This window comes from Sphingobium boeckii, assembly GCF_014199215.1.
Taxonomy (GTDB): domain Bacteria; phylum Pseudomonadota; class Alphaproteobacteria; order Sphingomonadales; family Sphingomonadaceae; genus Sphingobium_A; species Sphingobium_A boeckii.
Genome location: NZ_JACIJC010000003.1, coordinates 597,627 through 620,562 on the forward strand (window position 1 = coordinate 597,627; position 22,936 = coordinate 620,562).

Consider the following 22,936-nt stretch of genomic DNA (forward strand, 5'->3'; position numbering starts at 1 on the left):
TACAAAACTGATAAGCAGGCAATGGTCGGGCCTTTTACAGCGGCATTTGCGCGCCTTGAATGCCATCATCCATCGGCACATCCCGCATCACCGTTTCGGGCGTGGATTCCTCGAACTCCGATCGCGGCGCGCCGCGTCGCTCATCCGCCGTCACCCGCACCGCAGGTTCATACGCCGCCTCGTCCACCGCCGCGCCGTCATCGTTCACCTGCGCGGCATAGTCGGCCAGCATCCGGTCATAGGCGCGCTCTTCGGCCATGGCCCGGCGTTCGGCCAGGCCGGGGCCGCAGCCGGTGCAGATGATCGGGCCGGCGGCCGCCAAGGTGGCGGGGGCGGGACCATAGCGATCGGCGAAGAGGGCATCGGGATTGGCCCATGTCCGGCTGGTGCCCTCACGCGCCATCATGGCGCGATCAACCGAACCGTCCGTCATCGCGGCGATGCCCGCGCCCGCCGCGACGCCCAAAACAAGCGCGGGTGCCGTCATCCTGAACAGGTGCATCATGATGCCGTGTCTGCGCATGATCGATCGCTCCGATAGCCTCGAGCATCAACGGTGATGCGCGATGATCGTTCCGCCTGGAGCCCGGCCTGCGACGCCGGCCCTCAAAATCCGGTCTGTCCTACACGGGCCTGCTCTGCCATCGTCGGGCTGGCTCTTTGACATAACCCGAAACGCAACATGCAATCATGATCGCCCTGATCGATCAGTCGCGCCTCCGGGCGGACGATTTCCGGGACAATAGATAGTGTGAACTTGCGCGTAACCAATCGTCAAAATCGATCAGTGGTCCGCTGCCGGACCGCCTGCCCTCCGCCTGTCAACGGGATGAACGCGCTGTAATCACGGGTTCACGCAACCCAAGCCATGCTCCGGTCGTTCCTCAACGCAGGACCAACACAGTAAAGGAGCAATGTCATGCGTATCCTGATCATTGCCGCCGGCATCGCCGGCCTGGCGCTTCCCTCCGTCGCAATGGCGGATTCCCCGCGGCGCGAATATCGCGAAGACGTGCGTGATGCACAGCGCGATTATAATCGAGACATCCGCCGCGCGGACAGCCGCCGCGATGTCCGTGAGGCGCGTCGCGACTATAATCGTGAAATTCGCGAAGCCCGTCGGGAATATCGCCGGGATAGCCGCGGTCGTTATTATTATATGGACCGCGGTCGCCGCCATTATCGCGGCTGGTAACTCATGATGGACCCCGGCGCTGGTGCCAGCGCCGGGGGCTTTCCTTTTCAGGCTGGCCTAATCGTCATCGTCCCGATCGGTCTGGCCCAGACCGTCTTCCTCGTCATCGTGCATCGGTTCGCCTTCAAAGGCATCATTGTCGATGATCCCGCTGCGGAGCATGGCATCCATCCGGTCGACCAGATCGGGCACGTCATCGGGGATGATCTGCGCCGGATTGGTGCGCCCGCCATGTTCGCTGTCTTCGGACAGGTCATCGCCGCGGTGCAGCGCATCTTCGGCCACGTCCTGCGCCTGCCCTTCGTCATCCTGTTCATTATTGTGATTTTCGGGCGCAAGATCGTCTTCATCTGGGCGGCTTGTCATTGGCGTTCCTCTCGATCGGGCGGCATCTGCCATGATCGCTCAACCGGTACGGGCACGTTCCGTTCCGCAAAAGTCCGCATCAACTTGCCATTATTAGCGATTTTACTCTGGCGGCCTTGAAAATCCGGCGTTCCACCGCGTTAACACTTTTTAACGCTCTTTCTTATATATTAAATACTTGACGGGGTTTTGGAGGGGTTGCCGGCATATGCATGTCGCAGCAAGAATGGCATTGCAATCAGAGCCGCCGGGTCAGCGGCAAGCCGATCGCGTTGCAGTCGCCATGCCCGTTTCGATGCGGGCATTGGGCTATCATGGCAGCGATGTGGTCGTCCGCAATATTTCCGAACTGGGCTTCATGGCCGATGTGAGCTGCGCCTTTCCCGAAGGCAGCTATGTCAGGCTCCGCCTGCCCGCGCTGGGGACGATGCTGGCGCGGATCGCCTGGTTCGATGGCAAGGCGGTGGGCGGCGAATTCATCAATCCGGTGCCCTCCATCCGGCTCAGCCAGATCCTGGGGATGAGCCAGTCTTGAGCGTTTTACCAGCCAATGAATAGAAAGCCCACTGCGCCCATGATGCAGGCGAATGCCGCAAGATGGCGCCAGTGCAGCGGCTCTCCCAGCACGGTGACCATGAAGCCGCCGAAGATAATCAGCGCGATCGCCTCCTGCGCCACCTTGAGCTGACCCGCGCTCCAGCCGCCGGCATAGCCGATCCGGTTGGCCGGCACGGCAAAGCAATATTCGATCAGCGCGATGCCCCAGCTTATCAGGATCACCAGCAGCACGGGCTTGGCCATCCCGCCTTTCAGATGCCAATACCAGGCGATCGTCATGAACACGTTGGAGGCGATCAGCAGGAGAATGGTGGGCATGGTCGCCTTTCATGAAGAGGTGCCCGTCTAGCGGCAAAGCGCAACGGCTTCGAGAGGGGATGTTTCAGCGTTTCCACGGCGCTGATCGACGAGCGGCCATGGAAACGCGATGAGCTGATTTGAGGCTTTTTTCGGGCCGAGAGGCTCAGTGTCCTGCGAACCTCTTCAAAAATCGGCTTTGTTGCGTAAGGGAAACGGCAATTCCCGGGAATATGGCCCACGGCCGCCATCACGAACCTTTACGCCATATTTACCCGATCGGCCTAAGATCAACAGGACCAACCCCGGAGGATTACCCGTGCATATTGCAGCCAAGGTGGCGGTCGAGACGCCCGCACCCCATCAGCGTAGGGCTGAACGTGAAGCCATTGAAGTGCCCACCACGATGCGGGCGCTCGGCTATCAGGGCCATGATGTTGTGATCCGCAATATATCCACCATGGGCTTCATGGCCGATGCCGATGGCGAATTCGATGCGGAGAGCATCGTGCGGGTCCGCCTGCCTTCGCTGGGCACCGTATCCGCCCGCGTCGTCTGGGCGAAGGGCGGCCAGATCGGCTGCGAGTTCACGCATGAAATCGATCTCCACCGGCTGCGCGCCGTGCTTGCCGCCACGGGCGCAGCGCCGTCGCGCCGTGACCGCCGCCCCCGCCTGGTTTCCTGATCTGGCGCACGCTTAGACCACCTTTCCCGCTGATGAACGCGACGTAATATCGCGTTCACGCAACCGCTTCGCCTGCCCGGTCGTTCTTGGCCAGTGATCCGCTTTCAAGTGGATCGAGTAGGAGTGGTATTATGAAAAAGATTATTCTGGCGTCGATCATTGCGGCGTTTGCCTTGCCTGCCATCCCGGCGATGGCGCAGAATCCGCGCGAAGCGAACCGCGAATATCGGAAGGACGTGCGCGAGGCGCAGCGCGATTATAAGCGTGATGTCCGCGATGCCCGCAAGGATCGCCGGGAGAGCGTGCGCGACTATCGCCAATATCGCAATTATGACTGGAACCGCCCGGAGCGTGGCCAGCGCTATAATGCGCAGGATTACTACCGTGACGGTCGCTATTATCAGGCGCGCAAGCTGAGTTACAATGATCGCGTGTATCGCGGCAATGATGGCCGTTATTATTGCCGCCGCAATGATGGCACCACCGGCCTGATCATCGGCGCAGCCGTGGGCGGCCTCCTTGGCAATCAGCTTCAACTGGGCGGATCGGATACGTTGCGCACCATCATCGGCGCGGGTGCCGGTGGCCTGCTGGGCCGCGAAATCGGCCGCGGTAAAGTTTCCTGTCGCTAAGCGGACAGCATCTCTGGTGACAGGAGAGGCCCGGCGGGTGCATCACGCACCCGCCGGGCCGAACCGCGCCAGAAATCGCATTCTGCACTTGCCATCGGCCACCGAACTCCGTTACTTACCTCAATGTAAGTAAGCAGGAGCGCTGTCCGATGGCCTATGCACATACGTTCGAAGCCAATCCCCATTGGCTTCCGGCCAACCCTTCCAGCGCGCTCGATCATGTGCCGGGTGAAGATGGATGGCCTGTCGTCGGCACCACGCTTGAACAGCTCCGCGATCCAATGGCGTTCGCGCGACGGATGCTTGCCCGCTATGGGCCGGTCTATCGCTGCAAGAGTTTTGGCGGCCGATCAGTCGCATTGCTCGGGCCGGATGCCAACGAGTTGATGCTGTTCGATCGGGACAAGCTGTTCTCATCCGAACAGGGCTGGGGGCCGATGCTCAATCTGGTATTTCCGCGCGGCCTGATGCTGATCGATTTCGAAAAGCACCGCGCGCATCGCCGCACGCTGTCGGTCGCGTTCAAGCCCGAGCCGATGCGGCGCTATGCGGACGCTTTGAATACAGGCATCGCAGCGCGCATTCCCGATTGGAGCGATCGGGAGATCAAATTCTATCCCTCAATCAAACAGCTTACGCTTGATCTGGCGGCGACGTCTTTCCTCGGCATTCCGTTCGGCCCCGAAGCCGAGGCCGTGAACCAGGCCTTTGTCGATATGGTGCAGGCCACGATCGGCGTGGTGCGCTTTCCTTTGCCATTCACGGATATGCGCAAGGGCGTGAAGGCCCGCGCCTATCTGGTCGATTATTTCGGCCGCGAAGTGCCCAAGCGCCGCGCGGGAGAGGGCGATGATATCTTCAGCCAGATCTGCCGCGCCACGCATGAAGACGGCAGCCATCTGACCGAAGACGAGATCGTCGATCACATGAATTTCCTGATGATGGCCGCGCATGACACCATCACCTCGTCGATCACGTCCATGGTCTCGCTGCTCGGCAAACATCCCGCGTGGCAGGACAGATTGCGCGAAGAGATGCTGGGTCTGGGCCTCAATGGCGATAGCCTGCCCTATGAGCGCGTGGATGAGCTGGTGTTAACCGACTACGCCTTCAAGGAAACGCTGCGGATGATCCCGCCCGTCCCCGCGATCCCGCGCCGCGCGCTTCGCGATTTCTCATTCGGCGGGTATGATTTCCCGGCGGGCACGTTCGTCGGCGTCAATGCCGGCTATGCGCATATGATGCCCGAGCATTGGCCCGATCCCGAGACATTCGATCCGATGCGCTTCGCCCCCGAAGCGGTCCGGGCACGGCACAAATATGCCTGGGTGCCCTTCGGCGGCGGCGCGCATATGTGCCTGGGTCTGCATTTCGCTTATTTGCAGACCAAGATCTTCTTCTATCATCTGCTGACCACGCACCGCATCGTGCCGACGGGTGCAGGCGAGGGGCAGTGGCAATATTGGCCAATTCCCAAGCCGAAGGACGGCCTACCCGTGCGGATCGAGCGCATCCTCTGAGCAGGCGCTTTACCGCCCCTTGCGTCCCTTGAACGTCTGGCTCTTTCCGAACCGTGTCTTCCGCGTCCCCGGCTTGCCTTCGTTGCTGCGCCCCATCGTGGGCGCCTTATGCTCGTCGGCCGGCAGCCCCAGTTCCTCCCGCTCAAGCGCGCGGATTTCGTCGCGCAGGCGGCCCGCGGTCTCGAATTCCAGATCGGCGGCGGCGCGGCGCATCCGGCCTTCCAATTCCTCGATATAGGCGCGCAGATTGTGGCCGATCAGATGCGGCTTGTCCTCGATCCCGGTATCGATGGTCACCTGATCGCGATTGGACATATGCCCCATCACGTCGGAGATGTTGCGCTTGATCGTCATCGGCGTGATGCCATTGGCCTGATTGAACAGATGCTGCTTCTCGCGCCGGCGCGCGGTCTCGTTCATGGCGCGCTCCATCGATCCGGTGATGCGATCGGCATAGAGGATCACGCGTCCGTCCACATTGCGCGCGGCGCGGCCGATCGTCTGGATCAGCGACGTTTCGGAGCGCAGAAAACCCTCCTTGTCGGCATCGAGAATGCACACCAGCCCGCATTCGGGGATGTCCAATCCCTCGCGCAGCAAATTGATGCCCACCAGCACATCATAGACCCCCAGCCGCAGGTCTCGGATCAGCTCGATACGCTCCAGCGTCTCGACATCGCTGTGCATGTAGCGGACCTTCAGCCCCGCCTCGTGCATGAATTCGGTCAAATCCTCCGCCATGCGCTTGGTAAGCGTGGTCACCAGCGTGCGGTATCCGGCCTCCGCGGTCTTGCGGCATTCATTGATGCAATCCTGCACCTGATCCTCGACCGGCTTGATCTCCACCGGTGGATCGATCAGGCCGGTAGGGCGGATCACCTGTTCGCTGAACACGCCGCCGGTCTGCTCCATCTCCCAGCTTCCGGGCGTGGCGGAGACATAGACCGTCTGCGGGCGCATCACCTCCCATTCGTTGAAGCGCAATGGACGGTTGTCGATCGCTGAGGGCAGACGGAAGCCATATTCCGCCAGCGTCAATTTGCGACGATGATCGCCGCGCGACATGCCGTTGATCTGGCCGATCGTCTGATGGCTTTCATCCACGAACAGCAACGCATTTTCCGGTAGATATTCGAACAATGTCGGCGGCGGCTCACCCGGCATCCGCCCGCTCAGGAACCGGCTGTAATTCTCGATCCCCGCGCAGCTTCCGGTGGCGGCGATCATCTCCAGATCGAAATTCGTGCGCTGTTCAAGCCTCTGCGCCTCCAGCAATTTGCCTTCGATCACCAATTCCTTCAACCGCTCCGCCAGTTCGAATTTGATCGCCTCCATCGCCTGTTTCAGCGTGGGGCCGGGCGTCACATGATGGCTGTTGGCATAGACGCGCACATATTCGAGGCTTGCCACCTTCTTGCCGGTGAGCGGATCGAACTCGACGATCTCCTCGATCTCGTCGCCGAAGAAGCTCACCCGCCAGGCGGTATCCTCATAATGCGAAGGAAACAGCTCAAGCGCATCACCGCGCACGCGGAAATGGCCCCGCACGAAATTGGCGTCGTTGCGCTTATATTGCAGCGCGACCAGCTTGCGGATGATCTCGCGCTGATCAACTGTCTGGCCCTTTTTCAGATCGAAGATCATCGCCGAATAGGTTTCGACCGAGCCGATGCCATAAAGGCAGGAAACGGAGGCGACGATGATCACATCATCCCGCTCCAGCAGCGCGCGCGTGGCCGAATGGCGCATCCGGTCGATCGCCTCGTTTACCGAGCTTTCCTTCTCGATATAGGTGTCCGACCGCGCGACATAGGCTTCGGGCTGGTAATAATCATAGTAACTGACGAAATATTCGACCGCATTGTCGGGAAAGAAGCTCTTCATTTCCCCGTAGAGCTGCGCCGCCAGGATCTTGTTGGGTGCCAGGATCAGCGCGGGCCGTTGCAGCCCTTCGATCACCTTGGCCATGGTAAAGGTCTTGCCCGAGCCGGTGACGCCCAGCAGCACCTGATCGCGCTCCCCCTCGCGCGCCTGTTGCGTCAGCTCGGCGATGGCGGTCGGCTGATCGCCCGCCGGCTCATAATCCGAAACGATCTTGAAGGCCTTGCCGCCCTCCGTCTTGGGCGGGCGCTCCGGCCGGTGCGGAACAAAGGAATCGCCGGTCTCCGGCTCTTCGAGACTGGTGCGGATCTGAATAACCATGGGGTACATATGGCGAACGCAGGGGCCATCGCCAACCCCTGTGCGCATGATCACTTGAACGGGCAGGGAATGCCGATAGTGTCGCCCGCAACGACAATCGGGCGCGTGACACTCAAAACCCGATACCGGGAAGGATATTCCATGAAGACACTGATTTGCCTCATGCTCCCCGCGCTTGCGCTGGTCGCGTGCGATTCCGCCGACAAAGGCCCCAAGACGCCAGAGCAGGCCGCCGCGGAGATGAAGGAAGCGGTGAAAATGAAGCCCGGCAAGTGGCAGACCACGATGCAGATCACCAAATTCGAAATGCCCGGCGCGCCGCCCGAAGCGGCCAATGCGATGAAGGGCATGATGGGCCAGGCGCAGACCAGCGAATCCTGCCTCACCAAGGAGGAAGCCGACAAGGATCCGACCGAATTCATCAAGAAGGGCCAGGCGGGCGCGGATTGCACGTTCGAACATTTCGACGTTTCGGGCGGCAAGCTGGATGGCAAGATGATCTGCAAGAAAGCCGGTCAGGGCACGATGGAAGCCGCGATGAAGGGCACGCTGGGTGCTGAAGCCATGACGATGACGATGGATACGCATGTCACCGATCCCAATATGCCGGGCGGCAAGGTGGAGATGGGCATGACCATGAATTCCAAGCGCATCGGCGAATGCACCTGACGATCAGGCGATCCTGCCCGGCCATCGGGTGGGACCGGCGACATGAACGGACAAACGGACAGGGAGGAAAGAATGCGTCTTTATCATCTGCTCATCGCCGCTGCGTGCATCACGACACCCGTGCTGGCCAAACCGGATTACGAAGCCGCAGTGCAGGCGGATTACAAGGCAAGCCTCGCCGCCCTGTTCGATGATTTCCATCGCAATCCCGAACTGAGCTTCAAGGAAACCCGCACCGCGGCGATCATGGCCAAGCAGCTTCGCGCGATTGGTGGCGTGGTGGTGACGGAAGGCGTCGGCGGCACGGGTGTCGTGGGCGTCATGAAGAATGGTGCCGGCCCCGTGGTGCTGGTCCGCGCGGATATGGACGGGCTTCCGGTGGAGGAGAAATCGGGCTTGGCGAACGCATCCAAGGTCCATCAGATCGGCATCGACGGCGTGAACAATCCGGTGATGCACGCCTGCGGCCATGATGTGCACATCACCTCGATGATCGGCACGGCCAAGCGGCTGGCGGCGATGAAGGACCGATGGAAGGGCACGGTGGTGTTCATCGTCCAGCCCGCCGAAGAGCGCGTCGGTGGCGCGAAGGCGATGCTGGAGGATGGCCTCTATACCCGCTTTCCCAAGCCGGACTATGCCGTGGCCTTTCATGTGTCTTCCGCGCTGGAAACCGGCAAGGTCAGCGCGTCCGAAAGCATTCAATATAGCTCTGCAGATAGCGTGGACATCATTGTCCACGGCGTCGGCGCGCATGGCGCCGCGCCGCATACCGGCAAGGATCCCGTCTATATCGCGTCGCAAATTGTGATCGCGCTCCAGGGGATCGTCAGCCGCGAAGTCATGCCGCTCTCTCCCGCGGTCATCACCGTCGGTGCTTTTCATGCCGGGTTGAAGCACAACATCATTTCCGATCGCGCGGATCTTCAGGTGACCGTGCGCGCCAATGATGAGGAAACCCGTGCGCAATTGCTGAAGGCGATCGAGCGCATCGCCAAGGGTGTCGGCCGCACCGCCGGCCTGCCGGAAAAACTGCTGCCCGAAGTCCGCGTATCCGAAGGCACTCCCACCACGATCAACGATACCGCGCTGGCCCGGCGGCTGAATGCGGTGATGATCGAGACGCTGGGACCGCAGGGCTTTGAGCCCTTCGAGCAGACCAGCATGGGCGCGGAGGATTTCGCCTATTTCGTCCAACCGGACCTGAAAGTCCCCGGCTATTATTTCGGCGTGGGTGGCACGCCGAAGGCCGCGTTCGATGCGGAGGCCAAGGGCGGCCCTGCAGTGCCGTCGCACCATAGCCCCCTGTTCAAGATCGATCCGGAACCTTCGGTGGTGACGGGCACCGTGGCGATGACCGCAGTGGTGCTCGATCTGCTGAAGCCATGAGCTTCGCTCCGCCCGCGGGTCTGGCGGAAAGCAGGTGCGTGGCAAGCGCGTGGCGCGGCGGATAAGCGCGGGACAAGCGGGACTTTCGCTCTTCCTATCCCCGCGGCGTCAGCTTGAGCAGCCGTCCGCCCGCGCCTTCCTCGCCATCCTCGAGCACCCAGAGCGCACCATCCGGACCCTGCTCGATCTCGCGAATGCGTTCTCCCATGTCGAAGCGCTGGGCTTCCTTGGCCTTTACGCCATCGAATGTGATGCGCACGATCGCCTTTGAGGACAGGCCCGGCGCAAAGGCGCTGCCCTTCCATTCGGGAAACAGATCGCCTGAATAAAACATCAGATTGGCGGGCGAGATCACCGGCGTCCAGAATGCCGCGGGGGCCGCGAATTCGGGGCGGGTATCGTGATCGGGGATGGGCCTGCCATCATAATGATCGCCATTGGAGACGATCGGATAGCCATAATTCTTGCCACGCTCGACCAGGTTAAGCTCGTCGCCGCCCTTCGGACCCATCTCCAGATCCCAGAGCTGACCTTTGCCATCGAACGCCAGACCGAGCGCATTGCGATGGCCGAGCGACCAGATTTGCGCGGTTACCCCGCCCTGATCGGCAAAGGGATTGTCCTTGGGCACCGATCCATCATCATTCAGGCGCAGGATCTTGCCCAGATTGGATTTCATGTTCTGCGCCGGATCGAATTTCTGCCGCTCCCCCGAAGAGAGGAACAGATAGCCATCGGGCGAAAAGACGATGCGATGCGAATAATGGCCCTGCCCGCTCACCTTTTCGGACTGACGCCAGATCACTTTCAGCCCGTCCAGCTTCGCGCTGCCATCCTGCGCCATCACCAGCCTGGCGCGCGCCACCGCGGCACCACCAAGATCGCCCGCACCCTTTTCGGCATAGCTCAGATAAACAAAGCCATTTTCAGCGAATTTGGGGTGAAGCGCGACATCGCCAAACCCGCCCTGACCGCCGTAATTCACCTTGGGCACACCCGCCACATCCACGCTGCCACCGCCAACGGTCCACAGCTTCAGCACGCCCGCTTTTTCGGTGATCAGTGCCTGCTTGCCGCCGGGCAGAAACGCCATCGCCCAGGGTTCGGCGAACTTTCCGACCTCGGTGACCTTGAACGGCGGCCCATCAACCGGTGAAATCTTGTCCGCTTCCCGTGTTTGCGCATTGCCGCCACCGCTGGAGCAGGCGGCCATGATCGCGATCAGGGGGATAAGGGCGGACTTGCGGATCATCGAGGCGTCTTTCCGAATAGGGGCGTTCAATCCGCATCATAGCCGATTGAGGACTTGGGCGCATCCATATGATGATGAAAAAGCCACAGCCGGATGGCGCTCGCCAGATTGGGCGGATCGTCCGCCGCAATGCGCTCCACGTCGATCTGCGCCACCAGCGCATTGAGCGGCAGCGCCCGTTCCACAGCGGCCGCGCCCAGCGCATCCCAGAACATCGGCTCCAGACTGATTGACGTCTGATGCCCGGCAATGGTGATCGAGCGCTTGACGGGGCCGCGATAGAATTCGCTCAATACATATGCTGCCCGCCATTGATCGACAGCGTCGATCCGGTGACGAAGCCCGCCTCGTCCGAACAGAGGAACGCCACGCCGCGCGCGATTTCACTCGCCTGACCCAAGCGACCAACAGGCACTTTGGCCACGATCTTTTCGAGCACTTCGGGCGGCACCGCGGCCACCATGTCCGTATCGATATACCCCGGTGCCAGCGCGTTTACAGTGATCCCGGTCCGCGCGCCTTCCTGCGCCAGCGCCTTGGTGAAGCCATGGATGCCGGACTTTGCCGCAGCATAGTTCACCTGGCCATATTGGCCGCCCTGCCCGTTGATCGATCCGATATTGACGATCCGGCCCCATTTGCGCTCTTTCATGCCGGGGAACACGGCCTTCGCCATATTGAAGCAGCCGCCCAGATTGACGCGCATCACTTCGTTCCAGTCATCAAAGCTCATCTTCATCAACACGCCATCGCGCGTGATCCCCGCGTTGTTGACGAGCACATCGACCGGGCCGAGATCCTGCAGCACCTGGTTTGCTCCATCCTGGCAGGCGTCGAAATCGCCCACGTCCCATTTATAGGTTTTGATCCCGGTGCGCTCGGAAAAGGCCTTGGCCTTTTCCTCATTGCCCCCGTAATTGGCGGCGACCACCATCCCCATATCCTGAAGCGCAAGGCTGATCGCCTCGCCAATACCGCGTGTGCCGCCGGTGACGATCGCTACTCTGGTCATGGGAATCGCTCTCCTCTCTCTTGTGTTATCGATCATGACTAATGGAATGTGGACGCCGCGGAAAGCTGGCGAATTGTGTAAAATTCTGTCCGGCCCCGAAAATGTTTACAGCCAGCCGGAAAGCTCGCGGCTGATCAGATGATCCAGCATCGCCACGCCCACCGGGCTGGCGTTCAGGCAGGGCAGATAGGCGAAGTGCGTGCCGCCCGCTTCGATGAAACTCTCCCGCCCGCGGATCGCCAGTTCCTCCAGCGTTTCGAGGCAATCGGATGAAAAGCCGGGCGACACGATCGCAATCTTCTTCACGCCCTGGCCCGGAAGCGCGGCCAGCGTGACATCGGTCGCCGGCCCCAGCCATTTGGCCCGGCCGAAACGGGATTGGAATGTCACGATCAGATCGCGGCCCATCGCCTCGCCCAGCAGGCGCGCGGTCTTCCGGCAATGGCAATGATAGGGATCGCCCATATGCAGCGTGCGTTCGGGCATTCCGTGAAAACTCGCCATCAGCGCATCGGGCGTGAAATCCAGCGCGGCCAGACTGGTGTCGATCGACGATTTCAGCGCGGCGATATAGGCGGCATCGTCATGATAAGGCGGCAGCGTGCGCAAGGCCGGCTGCCAGCGCATATCCATCAGCGCGCGAAACGCATCGTCATTGGCGGTTGCGGTGGTCGCGCCACAATATTGCGGATAGAGCGGCGCGATCAGGACGCGGTCGCAGCCCGCCGCTTTCATCACCGCCAGCCGGTCCGCAATTGCCGGATTGCCATAGCGCATCGCATAATCGACCATCACGTCCGCACCGAAGGCGTCTTTCAGCGCCGCCGCCTGCGCCTTGGTATTGGCAGCAAGCGGTGAGCCATCCGGTCCCCAGACCAGACCATAAGCATGGGCCGATTTCTTTGGCCGCGTGTTGAGGATGATCCCGCGCAGGATCGGCTGCCAGAGCAGGGCCGGGATTTCCACCACGCGCCGATCGGACAGGAATTGCTTCAGATAGCGCTTCACCGAGGGTGAATCGGGCGCGTCGGGTGTCCCCAGATTGATCAGGAGAACGCCGATGCGGGGCGCAGCAACGATCGGGTGATCCACGGGCAGGGTCATGTGTTTCCAGTCCTGAGCGGCAGGCGTCGCAAGCGCTGCCCGTTGGCGGCGAAGATGGCGTTGGCAATGGCCGGGCCAACAGGCGGCACGGCGATTTCACTGACGCCACCCGGCGGAGCGTTGGAGCGGATGATCTCGACGATGATTTCAGGACATTGCGCGAGACGCGGGATCTCCAGCGCCTCAAAATTCCGGAGCACGGGAAGGCCGCGCTCGAAATCCACCGGCGCACCCGTCGCCGCCGCGATGGCATAGATGATGCCGCCCTCGATCTGCTGGCGGACCAGATCGGGGTTGATCACGCGCCCGCAATCGACCGCGGCCACAACGCGGCTGACCGCCACTGTCTGATTTTCCTCGATCCGCGCTTCTGCCACGATCGCGACATGACTGCCGGCCATGGAATGGCAGGCGATGCCCTGTCCACTGCCCTGCACCCCGCCCTCCCAATTGCCGCGCGCGGCCGCGGCGGACAGGCACAACGCCAGGCGCGGATGGCCCATCAGCATCTGCATCCTGAACGAAAGCGGCTCCACGCCCGATGCGATCGCCAGTTCGTCGATGAAGCATTCGGTGAAGAAGGCGGTGTAGCTATGCGCGCCCGATCGCCAATGGCCGGTGGGCACGCCGAGCGCTGCGGGATGATGATCCACGCCCAGCGCCGAAATCGCATAAGGCGGCACGGCACCGGCAATCGCGCTTTCGTCCGCGCCTTCGGGATCGGGGATGAAGGCACCGGCCAGTCCGCTCCCCGCCATCATGCGCGCCGCCTGCTCCGCCGCGGTGGCGGGCGCGGCGATCTTGGCGAGCCAGCCCTCGATCCGCCCGCCCGGGCCGAGCTTCGCGCTCATTCGCGCCTGCGCGGCAGGACGAAACAGATCGTGCGCGATATCTTCCGCGCGGGACCACACAAGCTGGATCGGCCGGTTCATGCGCTGCGCGATGATCGCCGCCTGCACGGCCGCTTCGGCTTCGAGCTTGCGGCCGAAGCTTCCCCCGACCAGCATCGGATGGATCGTCACGGCATCCTCCGCAAGGCCCAGTGCGGCGGCGCAATGCGCGCGCGCGATGGCGGGTGCCTGCGTGGGCAGCCAGATTTCGAGATGATCCCGCTTGAACCGCGCGGTCGCGGTCATCGTCTCCATCGGAGCGTGCACCGCCAGGCCCACCGCATATTCGGCGGCATGGATCGTCTGTCCGCGAAATGCCGCGCCCAGATCGCCCGTGGCGGCAAAGCGTGTGCCATCGCCGTCCAGCGCGCCCTCCAGCGCATCCGTCATCCGCTTGGTGCTGGCCCATGGCCCGCGCGTTTCGAACAGCGGGCGCATGGCGTCGAGCGCGCGTTCAGCCGCCCAGCCATTGCTCGCCACCGCCGCCACCCAATGCGGCGTATCCACCACGCCCATCACACCGGGCACCGCCTCCGCCGCCTTGCGATCGAGCGACTTCAGCATCGTATCGCCCACCGGCCCCTGCCGGATCGCTGCGAAGGCCAGATCGGGCACGCGCACATCCGCCGCAAAATTGGCGGATCCATCCACCTTGGAAGGGAGATCGAGACGCGGCAGCTTGAGTCCAGTCAGCCGGTTTTCCTGCCCATCGCGCATCGGCAGCGGATCGGGCAGATGATAGGCCATGGCCGCCGCGGCCAGTCCACCGAAACGCAGCCGCTCTTCCCCGCGCACCACGAAGCCCCCCGCCGTATCGCAAGCCTCCCAATCGGCGTCCCATTGCGCCGCCGCCGCCTTGCACAAGAGCACGCGCGCCGCAGCGCCCGCCTCGCGCATCGGCTGCTCGAACGCGCGCACCGAGCTTGATCCACTGGTGATCATCAACGCTTCCCGCGTGGCATATTCCTGCGCGGACCATCGGATCGCGCCTTGCAGGAAACCGGGGCCGCGCCCCTCGGCCAGGTCGCCCGCGATCAGCCGGTTGGCATAAACTGGGCTGATCGGCGCCGGCTCAACGGCGATCGTGCGCCAGTCCGCACCCAGTTCGTCCGCCAGGATTTGCGGAAGCGCGGTGAACACCCCCTGCCCCAATTCGGCCTGCGGCACGACCACGGTGACCACGCCGCTTTCGGCGATCTTCAGGAAAGCGTTGACGATGGTCTCGCCTTTGTTGGCGATCAGATTGGGCGCATAACGGCGCGGCCATAGTGTCCATGCCACCAGCAGGCCCACCCCGGCACCACCGCCGACCAGCAATTGCCGGCGCGTCGGTGTCCCGATGCTCTCCCTGATCCTGTCCCCAAACGCCATTGACGCCTGATAGGATGCGGGGCGGTTTAGGGAAAGGGGTTAGTCAGGAAGAAAAGGGCCACCCCCGGCCCCTCCAAGAAGGCTTGGAGGGGAGTCATATTGCGCCGCCTCTTCTCCCCTCCCGGCCTTCCGGGAGGGGCCGGGGGTGGGCACTTCCCTTTTTACCCAACACCCTCCAGCGTTGCCAATTTCCGATAAGCCGCGCGGATCGAAACCTTGTCGATCTTCTCGGTCCCCAAGCGCGGCAGCGGATCGGCCACCAGCCAGACGCGGGCAGGCAGCTTGAACGGTGCCAGCCGAGTCTTCAGGAAATCGAGCAACGCTACCACATCCAGCGCGCCATGGTCTTTCAGATGGATCACGGCACCCGGCACTTCACCGAAGCGCGCATCGGGCAGCCCGAACACCGCCGCCTCGGCCACCGCCTCATGCGCATAGATCGCCGCCTCCACCTCCTGGCACGAGATATTCTCGCCGCCGCGGATGATGATGTCCTTCTTGCGATCGACGATGAAGAGATATCCATCCTCGTCCAGATAGCCAATGTCCCCCGTGCGGAAGAACCCATCGGATGTGATCGCCGCCTGCGTGGCGGCTTCATTGTTCCAATAGCCCAGGAAATTGCAGATCGTGCGGATGCAGACTTCGCCGCGATCGCCTTGCGGCAGCGATTGCCCGGCATCGTCCAGGATTGCCAGCTCGACGAGCGGCTTCGATGCCGGACCGGTGCTGTTCGGCTTGGCGAGATAATTCTCGTTGATATTGCTGCATCCCACCGCGTTGGTTTCGGTCAGGCCATAGCCCAGCAAAGGATGCGCGCCGCCCATTTCGTCCTCGAGCCGCTTTACATGTTCGGGCGGCCGCGCCGCGCCGCCGGCCGCAAAGGACGCCACCGTGGACAGATCATATTGCGCGCGATTGGGGTGGGTCATGATCTCGAAGCTCATCAGCGGCACGCCGACGAAATAGGTCGCCTTTTCGCGCGCCATCAGCCGCATGGCATCTTCGGCATCCCATTTGGGCATCAGCACCAGCTTGCGGCCCATGGCGAAGCTCTGCAGCATCACCGGGATCTCGGCCGTGACATGAAACAGTGGGACATTGAGCAGGGTGCAGGGCTGCACCGAGGGTGCCTTGCCATCCTGCGTCACCAGATCGAGCATCGCGAGTGTGATCGCCAGATAGTTGAACGTCCCCTGCACCACCCCGCGATGATCGGAATAGGCACCTTTGGACTGGCCGGTGGAGCCGGAGGTGAAGAGGATCGTTGCCAGATCATCGCCCGTCAGTTCGGGCAGCGGCGTATCGGCCCCGCCGCCCCGCGCCAGTAACGGCGCGATCGCCTGATCAATCGGCAGTGAGACATCGAGCGATACGAGCGTCGCGCCGCTGTCTTCATCGCATTCGGCCAGCCGCTTCACGCGCGGCGGATCCGCCAGCACCAGCTTCGTGCCGGTATCGCGAATCCCGTCGGCCAGTTCGCAGCCCTGCCACCAACCATTGAGCAGGGTCGCCACGCCGCCGGCCATGATCACACCCATATAGCTGACGATCCAGCCCGGCGCATTGCGCATGGCGATCCCCACACGGTCCCCGCGCTTCACGCCCCAGCCCTCGACCAGCGCGCCCGCCACCTTGCGGGCGGCGGCATAGGTTTGGGTGAAGCTCAGGCGCTCATCGCCCTCCACCAGGAAATCGGCATCGCCATGCTGCGCGCAGAAATGCGCGAAATAGTGGGACAATGCGGGCGGAGCGGCTGCGATCATGGGCAGCGCCGTGCCGAAGCGTTCGATCGTCGTGAGCGCCATGGGTGCGCCCGGATCGGTGAGCTTCGCCAACGCCTGCGCGATGCGCAAATCGAGCGCGGATGGCATAAGGCTCCTCTCCTCTCTTGGGTTATTGGTTTTCCGGCTATATGAGGGCGCAAATCATCGGGGGTAAAGCCTTTGTTATTGTCATTTCTGGCTTCCGCTACGTCACACTTGAGTTTCGAGACACTGGGGCTTCACCCGGTGGCGGTCGATCTCGGATTTTTCCAGATTCGCTGGTATTCCCTTGCCTATATCGCGGGAATCGTCCTGGGCTGGTGGTATCTGCTCAAGCTGCTCGCCCGGCCCGGCGCACCGATGGCGCGGCGTCATGCCGACGATCTGGTATTCTATGCCACGCTCGGCATCATCCTGGGCGGGCGCATTGCCTATATCCTCTTCTATCAGCCCGCGATCCTCAACAATCCGCTCGACGCGCTGAAATTATGGGAAGGCGGGATGAGCTTCCACGGCGGCATGATCGGCGTCACCGTCGGCATCATCCTGCTGGCGCGCAAGGAAAAGCTCAATTGGCTGCGTATCCACGATTATGTGGCGTGCTGCGTCCCCTTCGGCCTGTTTTTCGGGCGGCTTGCAAATTTCGTGAACGGTGAACTCTGGGGCCGCGAAACCGACGTGTCCTGGGCGATCCGCTTTCCCGAATACATGAGCGGCATGTTGATCACCGGCCCGCCGCGTCACCCGAGCCAGCTTTACGAAGCGGGAATGGAAGGCCTGTTGCTGATGCTGGTGCTCTGGCTGATGTTCTGGAAAACCCAGGCGCGCTATGAGCCGGGCAAGCTCGTCGGCACCTTCCTGCTGGGCTATGGCATCAGCCGCTTCACCGTGGAATTCTTCCGCCAGCCGGACGCGCAATTGACCGAATTTGCCTATAACAGCGGCATGAGCATGGGCCAATGGCTCACCGTGCCGATGATCGTGGGCGGCATCTATCTGATCGCCACCGCCAAGGGCCGCCGCCAGCGCGTTGAGGCCACCGGCGGGGGCCAAAGCGTCGCTTAACCAAAGCCACCACTTGTCGCGAGCGAAGTCGAAGGACGTAGGACCAAGGACCAACGTCCCTCGACTTCGCTCGGGACAAGCGGGTAAAAAGCAAGGCCGCGTGGGAGGTTTGGAGATATGACGCCTTCCCCCGTCGCCAAACGCCTGGCCCGGGTCATTGAACAGGGCGGGCCGATCCCCGTTGCGCAGTTCATGGCGGAGGCGAATGCGCATTATTATGCGACGCGCGATCCGCTGGGCGCAGGCGGCGATTTCATCACCGCGCCCGAGATCAGCCAGATGTTCGGCGAACTCTGCGGTCTCTGGCTGGCCGATCTGTGGCTGCGCGCCGGATCGCCCATCACCGCGCTCTATGCCGAATTGGGGCCGGGGCGCGGCACACTGGCGGCCGATGCGCTCCGCGCCATGCGCGCGGCGCGGCTCGATCCGCCGGTACATTTCGTGGAAACCAGCGCAGCCTTGCGGACCGCCCAAGCCGAGCGCGTGGCGGGCGCGCACTGGCACGATGCCGTGGCGGAACTCCCCACCTCAGGTCCGCTGCTCATCGTGGCCAATGAGTTTTTCGATGCGCTCCCCGTCCGGCAACTCGTTGCGACCGCAAACGGCTGGCGCGAGCGCGTGGTGGCTTTGAATGGCAGCGATTTCGTTGCCACCATCGGCCCGCGCCCGATGGACGCCGCGATCCCGCCCGCCCTGATCGATGCACCGCCGGGCGCCATCATCGAAACTTCACCCGCCGCCAACGCCATCGCCGCGCAGATTGCCACGCGGATCGCGGATCAAGGCGGCGCGGCACTGTTCATCGATTACGGCTATTCCGGTCCTGCCACGGGCGACACGCTTCAGGCGGTGAAGGCCCATGCTTATGCCGATCCCTTCGCCGATCCAGGCGAACGCGATCTGACCGCGCATGTCGATTTCGCCGCATTGGCGCAGGAAGGCCGGGCGGCCGGATTGCGCATCTGCGGCCCCATAGAGCAGGGCGATTGGCTGAACGGTCTCGGCATTGCCGCCCGCGCCGCATCTCTCATGAAAGCCCGCCCCGAACGCGCCGACGAGATCGCCGCCGCGCGCGATCGGCTCGTCAAGGCCGATCAGATGGGGCGATTGTTCAAGGTGCTGGCGTTCGTATCGCCGGATTGGCCGGAACCGGAAGGGTTTCGCTGACTCTTCATTTTCAATGGGGAGGTATCTGGCTATGCTACTTTCATGCCTCATATCGAAGTCATCCGCGCCGCCGCCCTTTCCTCTTTACCTCATGGCTTCCTCGGCCGCCGGGGCGGGGTTTCCACCGGGATTCACGCCGGATTGAATGTGGGTCTGGGCAGCGACGACGATCGCGCCGCCATCATCGAAAATCGCGCACGCGCCACAGATGCCGTGCTGCCTGGCTCGAAATTGGTGACGTTGCATCAAGTGCACAGCGCCCACGCCGTGACCGTGACCGCGCCCTTCCCCGACGATCAGCGTCCCCATGCCGACGCCCTCGTCACCGATCGACCCGGTCTTCTGCTGGGCATCCTCACCGCTGATTGCGTCCCCGTGCTGTTCGCCGATGTCCAGGCCGGTGTCATCGGCGCGGCCCATGCCGGCTGGAAGGGTGCAATCGGCGGCGTGACCGATGCGACGATCACCGCGATGGAGGCGCTCGGCGCAGACCGCAGCCGGATCGTGGCCGCGATCGGACCTTGCATCGGGCGCGCCTCCTATGAGGTGAGCCAGGATTTCGCGGCGGTCTTCGCACAAGCCGATCCCGCCAATGAGCGCTTCTTCAGTGCGGGCAAGCCGGGCCACCATCAATTCGATATCGAAGCCTATGTGACCGCGCGGCTCGCCGCCGCGGGCCTAAGCCAGATCGAGGCTTTGGGGCTGGATACCTATGCCGATCCGACACGTTTCTTCAGCTATCGTCGCTCGTGCCATCGCGGCGAAGCGGGCTATGGCCGAGCGATATCCCTGATCGGGATGTAGTTTCATCCGCAACCATTTCGCGTTAGAGTAATTTTATTACAAGAATAGCGAGAGGTTTTCCGACATGCCCAAAACGCCCGATGAAGCCGATCTGACCGGCATCACCCCGCGCCGCCGTCCCAAGCCCGATGTGATGGCGATCGGCGATCGCAAGCTCAATCCGTCCACGCTGATGATGGGTCATGGCTATGATCCCATGCTCTCAGAAGGATCGCTCAAACCGCCGATCTTCCTCACCTCCACCTTCGTTTTCGAAAGCGCCGCCGCGGGTAAGCGCCATTTCGAAGGGGTGACCGGCAAGCGCCCCGGTGGTGCCGAAGGACTGGTCTATTCGCGCTTCAACGGCCCCAATCAGGAGATTGCCGAGGATCGTCTGGGCGTGTGGGAGGATGCGGAGGACGCGCTGACCTTCTCCAGCGGCATGTCCGCCATCGCCACAGTGTTGCTCACGTTCGTCAAACCCGGCGATGTGATCGTGCATTCCGCTCCGCTTTATGCCGCCACCGAAACGCTGATCGGGCGTATCCTCGGCAAGTTCGGCGTGACCTGGCTGGATTTTCCCGCAGGCGCGACCGAGGACGAGATCGAAGCAGTGGTGGAAAAGGCCAAGGCGCAGGGCCGCGTCGCGATGATCTATCTCGAAAGCCCCGCCAATCCGACCAATGTGCTGGTGGATATCGAGGCCGTCTCCGCCGTGCGCGACCGACATTTCGCGCGCGGACCGGATCAGCCGCCGATCGTGATCGACAACACCTTCCTCGGCCCGCTCTGGCTGAAGCCGTTGCAACATGGCGCTGATATCGTCGTCTATTCGCTCACCAAATATGCCGGCGGGCATAGCGATCTCGTCGCGGGCGGTGCGCTGGGATCGGCCGTCCACATCAATGCGATCCGCATGATGCGCAATACCATCGGTACGATCCTCGATCCCAACAGCGCCTGGATGCTGCTGCGTAGCCTGGAGACACTGGAGCTTCGCATGACGCGCGCGGGCGAAAATGCCGAAAAAATCTGCACCTGGCTGAAGGATCATCTCAAGGTGGAGAAGATCGTCTATCTCGGCTTTCCGGAGACCGAGCGACAGGCCGATATCTACAAGCGCCATTGCACCGGCGCGGGATCGACCTTTTCGCTTTATCTGAAAGGCGGCGAAGCCGAGGCGTTCAAATTCCTCGATTCGCTCAAGATCGCCAAGCTCGCCGTCAGCCTTGGCGGCACGGAGACATTGGCCAGCCACCCGGCAGCGATGACGCATCTCTCCGTCCCCGATGAGCGCAAGAAGGCGCTGGGGATCGGCGACAATATGGTGCGCATCTCGATCGGCGTGGAGGATGCGGGCGATCTGCTGGCCGATTTCGAGCAGGCGCTGGCGGCGATCTAGCCGCCAAACATCCGCCGCACATTGGCTGGGATGGGCCGCGATTTGCCCGCCGCCAGATCGACATGGACATGCACCGTCTCGATCGCGGCGCGCAGATCGTCCGCCCCTGCCCCATGCAGCTCGAACAGCGTGGTCAGGCTGCTCGATCCGATGCGGGCGGTGCGGATGCAGCCGTCGATTTCTTCATCCACGCGGATCGGCTTTTTATATTCGACCAAGGCCCGCACGACATTCACCTCGAAGGGCGGCGTCACGGCGTTCACCCCAAGCGCCCGCCAATATTCAGTCAGCACCAGATCGGCATATTCCAGATAGCGGGAATTGAAGACGATCGCCTGAGCATCCCCTTCCGCATAACGGACCCGGAAGCGATGACAAAAGGTGAAATCCGCGCGGCTCATGCACGCCGCTTAGCGGCTCGGGCTCAAAGCATCAAATAACGGCCGTTAACCATTCTTCTTTTGCCTTTGTTCAACTTAGAAGGCTTAGAGCTATCCCAGAGCATTGTGCGACGCAGCATCTCGTGCGAATGGCACAAATCTCTCAGATCAAACGGATTTTCGTTGGAGTTTCATGTGATGAAGCGCGTTATTGCTCTTGCCGCCGTCATCGGCGCTTTCGCCGCCGCAGCGCCCGCCCGGGCGACGCAGGCCATTGACTATAGCGTGTTCACCAGCGGCAATTTGAATGTGGGCAACGGCACCATCCGCGGCAACACCGCAGTCGGCGGCGATGCGACCTTCGGCAATTTCAACGCGACATCGGGCCTCGGCAACGCCGCCAATGCCACGGACACGATCGTGGTGGGCGGCAAGCTGACGGCGAATAGCGGCACCGTGTCCCATGGCAATGCCGTCGCCGGATCGCTGGCATTGCCCTCGTGGAACATCTTTTCCAACGGCAGCGCACGCACGGGCACCGGCAGCATCGATTTCGTGGCCGAGGCCGCGGCGCTTTCCTATGCGTCGACCACGCTGGCCAACACAGCGTCGAACGGCAGCACGCTCTTTCAATATGGCGGGCTGACCTTCACCGGCACCAACGCCGCCGTAAACATCTTCACCGTTTCGGGTGCCGATCTGGCTTCGACCAACAATTTCAACGTGAACGCCCCTTCCGGTTCGCTGGTGATCTTCAACATCAGTGGCCTGAGCGATCAATTTTCCGGTGGCATCAATCTGAACGGCCTGGCTTCGTCCAACGTGCTGTTCAACTTCTTTCAGGCGACCACGCTGAACCTGACGAATATCGCGGTAAAGGGCACGATCCTGGCCCCGAACGCTGCCTTGAACTTCACCAATGGCAATGTGGATGGACAGGTTCTGGCAAAAAGCATCGTCGGCAACGGCTTCGATATTTCCAACACCCGCTATGCCGGCACGCTGGCGCGGCCCACGGGCGCCGTGCCGGAACCCGGCACTTGGGCGATGATGATCACCGGTTTCGGGATCGTGGGATTCGCCATGCGCCGCCGCCGGCGCGCGGAAGGCACGTTGGCGACCGCCTGAACAATCAATGCGCACACGCCGTTCGGGCTGAGCTTGTTGAAGCCTCCTTCTTCTCACGGTCCGAAAGAAGGAAAGGCTTCAACACGCTCAGCCCGAACGGGTT

Annotated in this window: 23 protein-coding genes; 12 read left to right on the top strand and 11 right to left on the bottom strand. The window is 62.3% G+C overall.

Annotated elements, in window-relative coordinates:
- Nucleotides 1-34: 34 nt before the first annotated feature.
- Nucleotides 35-523, bottom strand: a complete 489-nt coding sequence (locus FHS49_RS11330; RefSeq protein WP_184018464.1) for a hypothetical protein — start codon at nucleotides 521-523, stop codon at nucleotides 35-37.
- A 396-nt stretch (nucleotides 524-919) separates the two neighbouring features.
- Between FHS49_RS11330 and FHS49_RS11335 the strand changes: the two genes are divergently transcribed.
- Nucleotides 920-1,195, top strand: coding sequence for a hypothetical protein (locus tag FHS49_RS11335; protein WP_184018466.1), 276 nt, complete (start codon nucleotides 920-922; stop codon nucleotides 1,193-1,195).
- A gap of 57 nt (nucleotides 1,196-1,252) precedes the next feature.
- Here the strand turns inward: FHS49_RS11335 and FHS49_RS11340 are convergent, their stop codons facing one another.
- A complete protein-coding gene (locus FHS49_RS11340; RefSeq protein WP_184018468.1) occupies nucleotides 1,253-1,561 on the bottom strand; it encodes a hypothetical protein in 309 nt (102 codons plus the stop codon).
- Nucleotides 1,562-1,787: 226 nt separating this feature from the next.
- On the opposite strand from FHS49_RS11340, the gene FHS49_RS11345 reads away from it, so the two are divergent.
- The gene (locus tag FHS49_RS11345; protein WP_184018470.1) at nucleotides 1,788-2,096 is read left to right on the top strand and encodes a PilZ domain-containing protein; all 309 of its coding nucleotides are present in this window, start codon (nucleotides 1,788-1,790) and stop codon (nucleotides 2,094-2,096) included.
- A 5-nt stretch (nucleotides 2,097-2,101) separates the two neighbouring features.
- On the opposite strand, the gene FHS49_RS11350 is transcribed toward FHS49_RS11345, so the two are convergent.
- A complete protein-coding gene (locus tag FHS49_RS11350; protein WP_184018472.1) occupies nucleotides 2,102-2,437 on the bottom strand; it encodes a DMT family protein in 336 nt (111 codons plus the stop codon).
- A gap of 298 nt (nucleotides 2,438-2,735) precedes the next feature.
- Between FHS49_RS11350 and FHS49_RS19840 the strand changes: the two genes are divergently transcribed.
- The 3 genes from FHS49_RS19840 to FHS49_RS11365 all read left to right on the top strand — a co-directional run bounded on the left by FHS49_RS19840 (nucleotide 2,736) and on the right by FHS49_RS11365 (nucleotide 5,253).
- A complete protein-coding gene (locus tag FHS49_RS19840; RefSeq protein WP_184018474.1) occupies nucleotides 2,736-3,101 on the top strand; it encodes a PilZ domain-containing protein in 366 nt (121 codons plus the stop codon).
- 131 nt (nucleotides 3,102-3,232) lie between these two features.
- Nucleotides 3,233-3,733 carry a glycine zipper 2TM domain-containing protein gene (locus FHS49_RS11360; protein ID WP_184018476.1) on the top strand — a complete coding sequence of 167 codons (501 nt, stop codon included), beginning with the start codon at nucleotides 3,233-3,235 and terminating at the stop codon, nucleotides 3,731-3,733.
- A gap of 149 nt (nucleotides 3,734-3,882) precedes the next feature.
- The gene (locus FHS49_RS11365; RefSeq protein ID WP_184018478.1) at nucleotides 3,883-5,253 is read left to right on the top strand and encodes a cytochrome P450; all 1,371 of its coding nucleotides are present in this window, start codon (nucleotides 3,883-3,885) and stop codon (nucleotides 5,251-5,253) included.
- Nucleotides 5,254-5,262: 9 nt separating this feature from the next.
- Here the strand turns inward: FHS49_RS11365 and uvrB are convergent, their stop codons facing one another.
- The gene (uvrB, locus tag FHS49_RS11370; protein WP_184018480.1) at nucleotides 5,263-7,455 is read right to left on the bottom strand and encodes an excinuclease ABC subunit UvrB; all 2,193 of its coding nucleotides are present in this window, start codon (nucleotides 7,453-7,455) and stop codon (nucleotides 5,263-5,265) included.
- Nucleotides 7,456-7,596: 141 nt separating this feature from the next.
- On the opposite strand from uvrB, the gene FHS49_RS11375 reads away from it, so the two are divergent.
- Together FHS49_RS11375 and FHS49_RS11380 are read left to right on the top strand one after the other, a co-directional pair.
- A complete protein-coding gene (locus FHS49_RS11375; protein ID WP_184018482.1) occupies nucleotides 7,597-8,124 on the top strand; it encodes a DUF3617 domain-containing protein in 528 nt (175 codons plus the stop codon).
- Nucleotides 8,125-8,196: 72 nt separating this feature from the next.
- Complete coding sequence (locus tag FHS49_RS11380) at nucleotides 8,197-9,513, top strand: M20 metallopeptidase family protein (protein ID WP_184018484.1); 1,317 nt, start codon at nucleotides 8,197-8,199, stop codon at nucleotides 9,511-9,513.
- Nucleotides 9,514-9,607: 94 nt separating this feature from the next.
- Here FHS49_RS11380 and FHS49_RS11385 read toward each other — a convergent pair whose 3' ends face one another.
- From FHS49_RS11385 to FHS49_RS11410, 6 genes are all read right to left on the bottom strand, one after another.
- Nucleotides 9,608-10,765, bottom strand: coding sequence for a PQQ-dependent sugar dehydrogenase (locus FHS49_RS11385; protein WP_184018486.1), 1,158 nt, complete (start codon nucleotides 10,763-10,765; stop codon nucleotides 9,608-9,610).
- Nucleotides 10,766-10,791: 26 nt separating this feature from the next.
- Entirely contained in the window at nucleotides 10,792-11,058 is a 267-nt protein-coding gene (locus tag FHS49_RS11390; RefSeq protein ID WP_184018488.1) for a ribbon-helix-helix domain-containing protein, read from the bottom strand.
- Nucleotides 11,055-11,777, bottom strand: coding sequence for an acetoacetyl-CoA reductase (phbB, locus tag FHS49_RS11395; protein WP_184018490.1), 723 nt, complete (start codon nucleotides 11,775-11,777; stop codon nucleotides 11,055-11,057). Before phbB ends, FHS49_RS11390 begins: the two co-directional genes overlap by 4 nt.
- Before the next feature lie 105 nt (nucleotides 11,778-11,882).
- Nucleotides 11,883-12,881, bottom strand: coding sequence for a ferrochelatase (gene hemH, locus FHS49_RS11400; protein WP_184018492.1), 999 nt, complete (start codon nucleotides 12,879-12,881; stop codon nucleotides 11,883-11,885).
- Complete coding sequence (locus tag FHS49_RS11405; RefSeq protein WP_184018494.1) at nucleotides 12,878-15,142, bottom strand: molybdopterin cofactor-binding domain-containing protein; 2,265 nt, start codon at nucleotides 15,140-15,142, stop codon at nucleotides 12,878-12,880. Before FHS49_RS11405 ends, hemH begins: the two co-directional genes overlap by 4 nt.
- 161 nt (nucleotides 15,143-15,303) lie before the next feature.
- Nucleotides 15,304-17,016: a class I adenylate-forming enzyme family protein gene (locus FHS49_RS11410; RefSeq protein ID WP_184018496.1), complete on the bottom strand. Its 1,713-nt coding sequence runs from the start codon at nucleotides 17,014-17,016 to the stop codon at nucleotides 15,304-15,306.
- A gap of 72 nt (nucleotides 17,017-17,088) precedes the next feature.
- Between FHS49_RS11410 and lgt the strand changes: the two genes are divergently transcribed.
- The 4 genes from lgt (at nucleotide 17,089) to FHS49_RS11430 (ending at nucleotide 21,325) form a co-directional block, all read left to right on the top strand.
- A complete protein-coding gene (lgt, locus tag FHS49_RS11415; protein ID WP_184018498.1) occupies nucleotides 17,089-17,973 on the top strand; it encodes a prolipoprotein diacylglyceryl transferase in 885 nt (294 codons plus the stop codon).
- A 117-nt stretch (nucleotides 17,974-18,090) separates the two neighbouring features.
- Nucleotides 18,091-19,140, top strand: a complete 1,050-nt coding sequence (locus FHS49_RS11420) for a class I SAM-dependent methyltransferase (RefSeq protein WP_184018500.1) — start codon at nucleotides 18,091-18,093, stop codon at nucleotides 19,138-19,140.
- Between the two features lie 42 nt (nucleotides 19,141-19,182).
- Nucleotides 19,183-19,944 carry a peptidoglycan editing factor PgeF gene (gene pgeF, locus FHS49_RS11425; RefSeq protein ID WP_184018502.1) on the top strand — a complete coding sequence of 254 codons (762 nt, stop codon included), beginning with the start codon at nucleotides 19,183-19,185 and terminating at the stop codon, nucleotides 19,942-19,944.
- 64 nt (nucleotides 19,945-20,008) lie between these two features.
- Nucleotides 20,009-21,325 (top strand): cystathionine gamma-synthase family protein, encoded by a 1,317-nt coding sequence (locus tag FHS49_RS11430; protein WP_184018504.1) that lies wholly within the window; start codon nucleotides 20,009-20,011, stop codon nucleotides 21,323-21,325.
- Here the strand turns inward: FHS49_RS11430 and FHS49_RS11435 are convergent.
- On the bottom strand, nucleotides 21,322-21,726 hold the full coding sequence (locus tag FHS49_RS11435; RefSeq protein ID WP_184018506.1) for an acyl-CoA thioesterase: 405 nt from the start codon (nucleotides 21,724-21,726) through the stop codon (nucleotides 21,322-21,324). The two genes, FHS49_RS11430 and FHS49_RS11435, sit on opposite strands and share 4 nt — an antisense overlap.
- A 177-nt stretch (nucleotides 21,727-21,903) precedes the next feature.
- Between FHS49_RS11435 and FHS49_RS11440 the strand changes: the two genes are divergently transcribed.
- Nucleotides 21,904-22,833, top strand: coding sequence for a choice-of-anchor A family protein (locus FHS49_RS11440; protein ID WP_184018647.1), 930 nt, complete (start codon nucleotides 21,904-21,906; stop codon nucleotides 22,831-22,833).
- Nucleotides 22,834-22,936 lie beyond the last annotated feature (103 nt).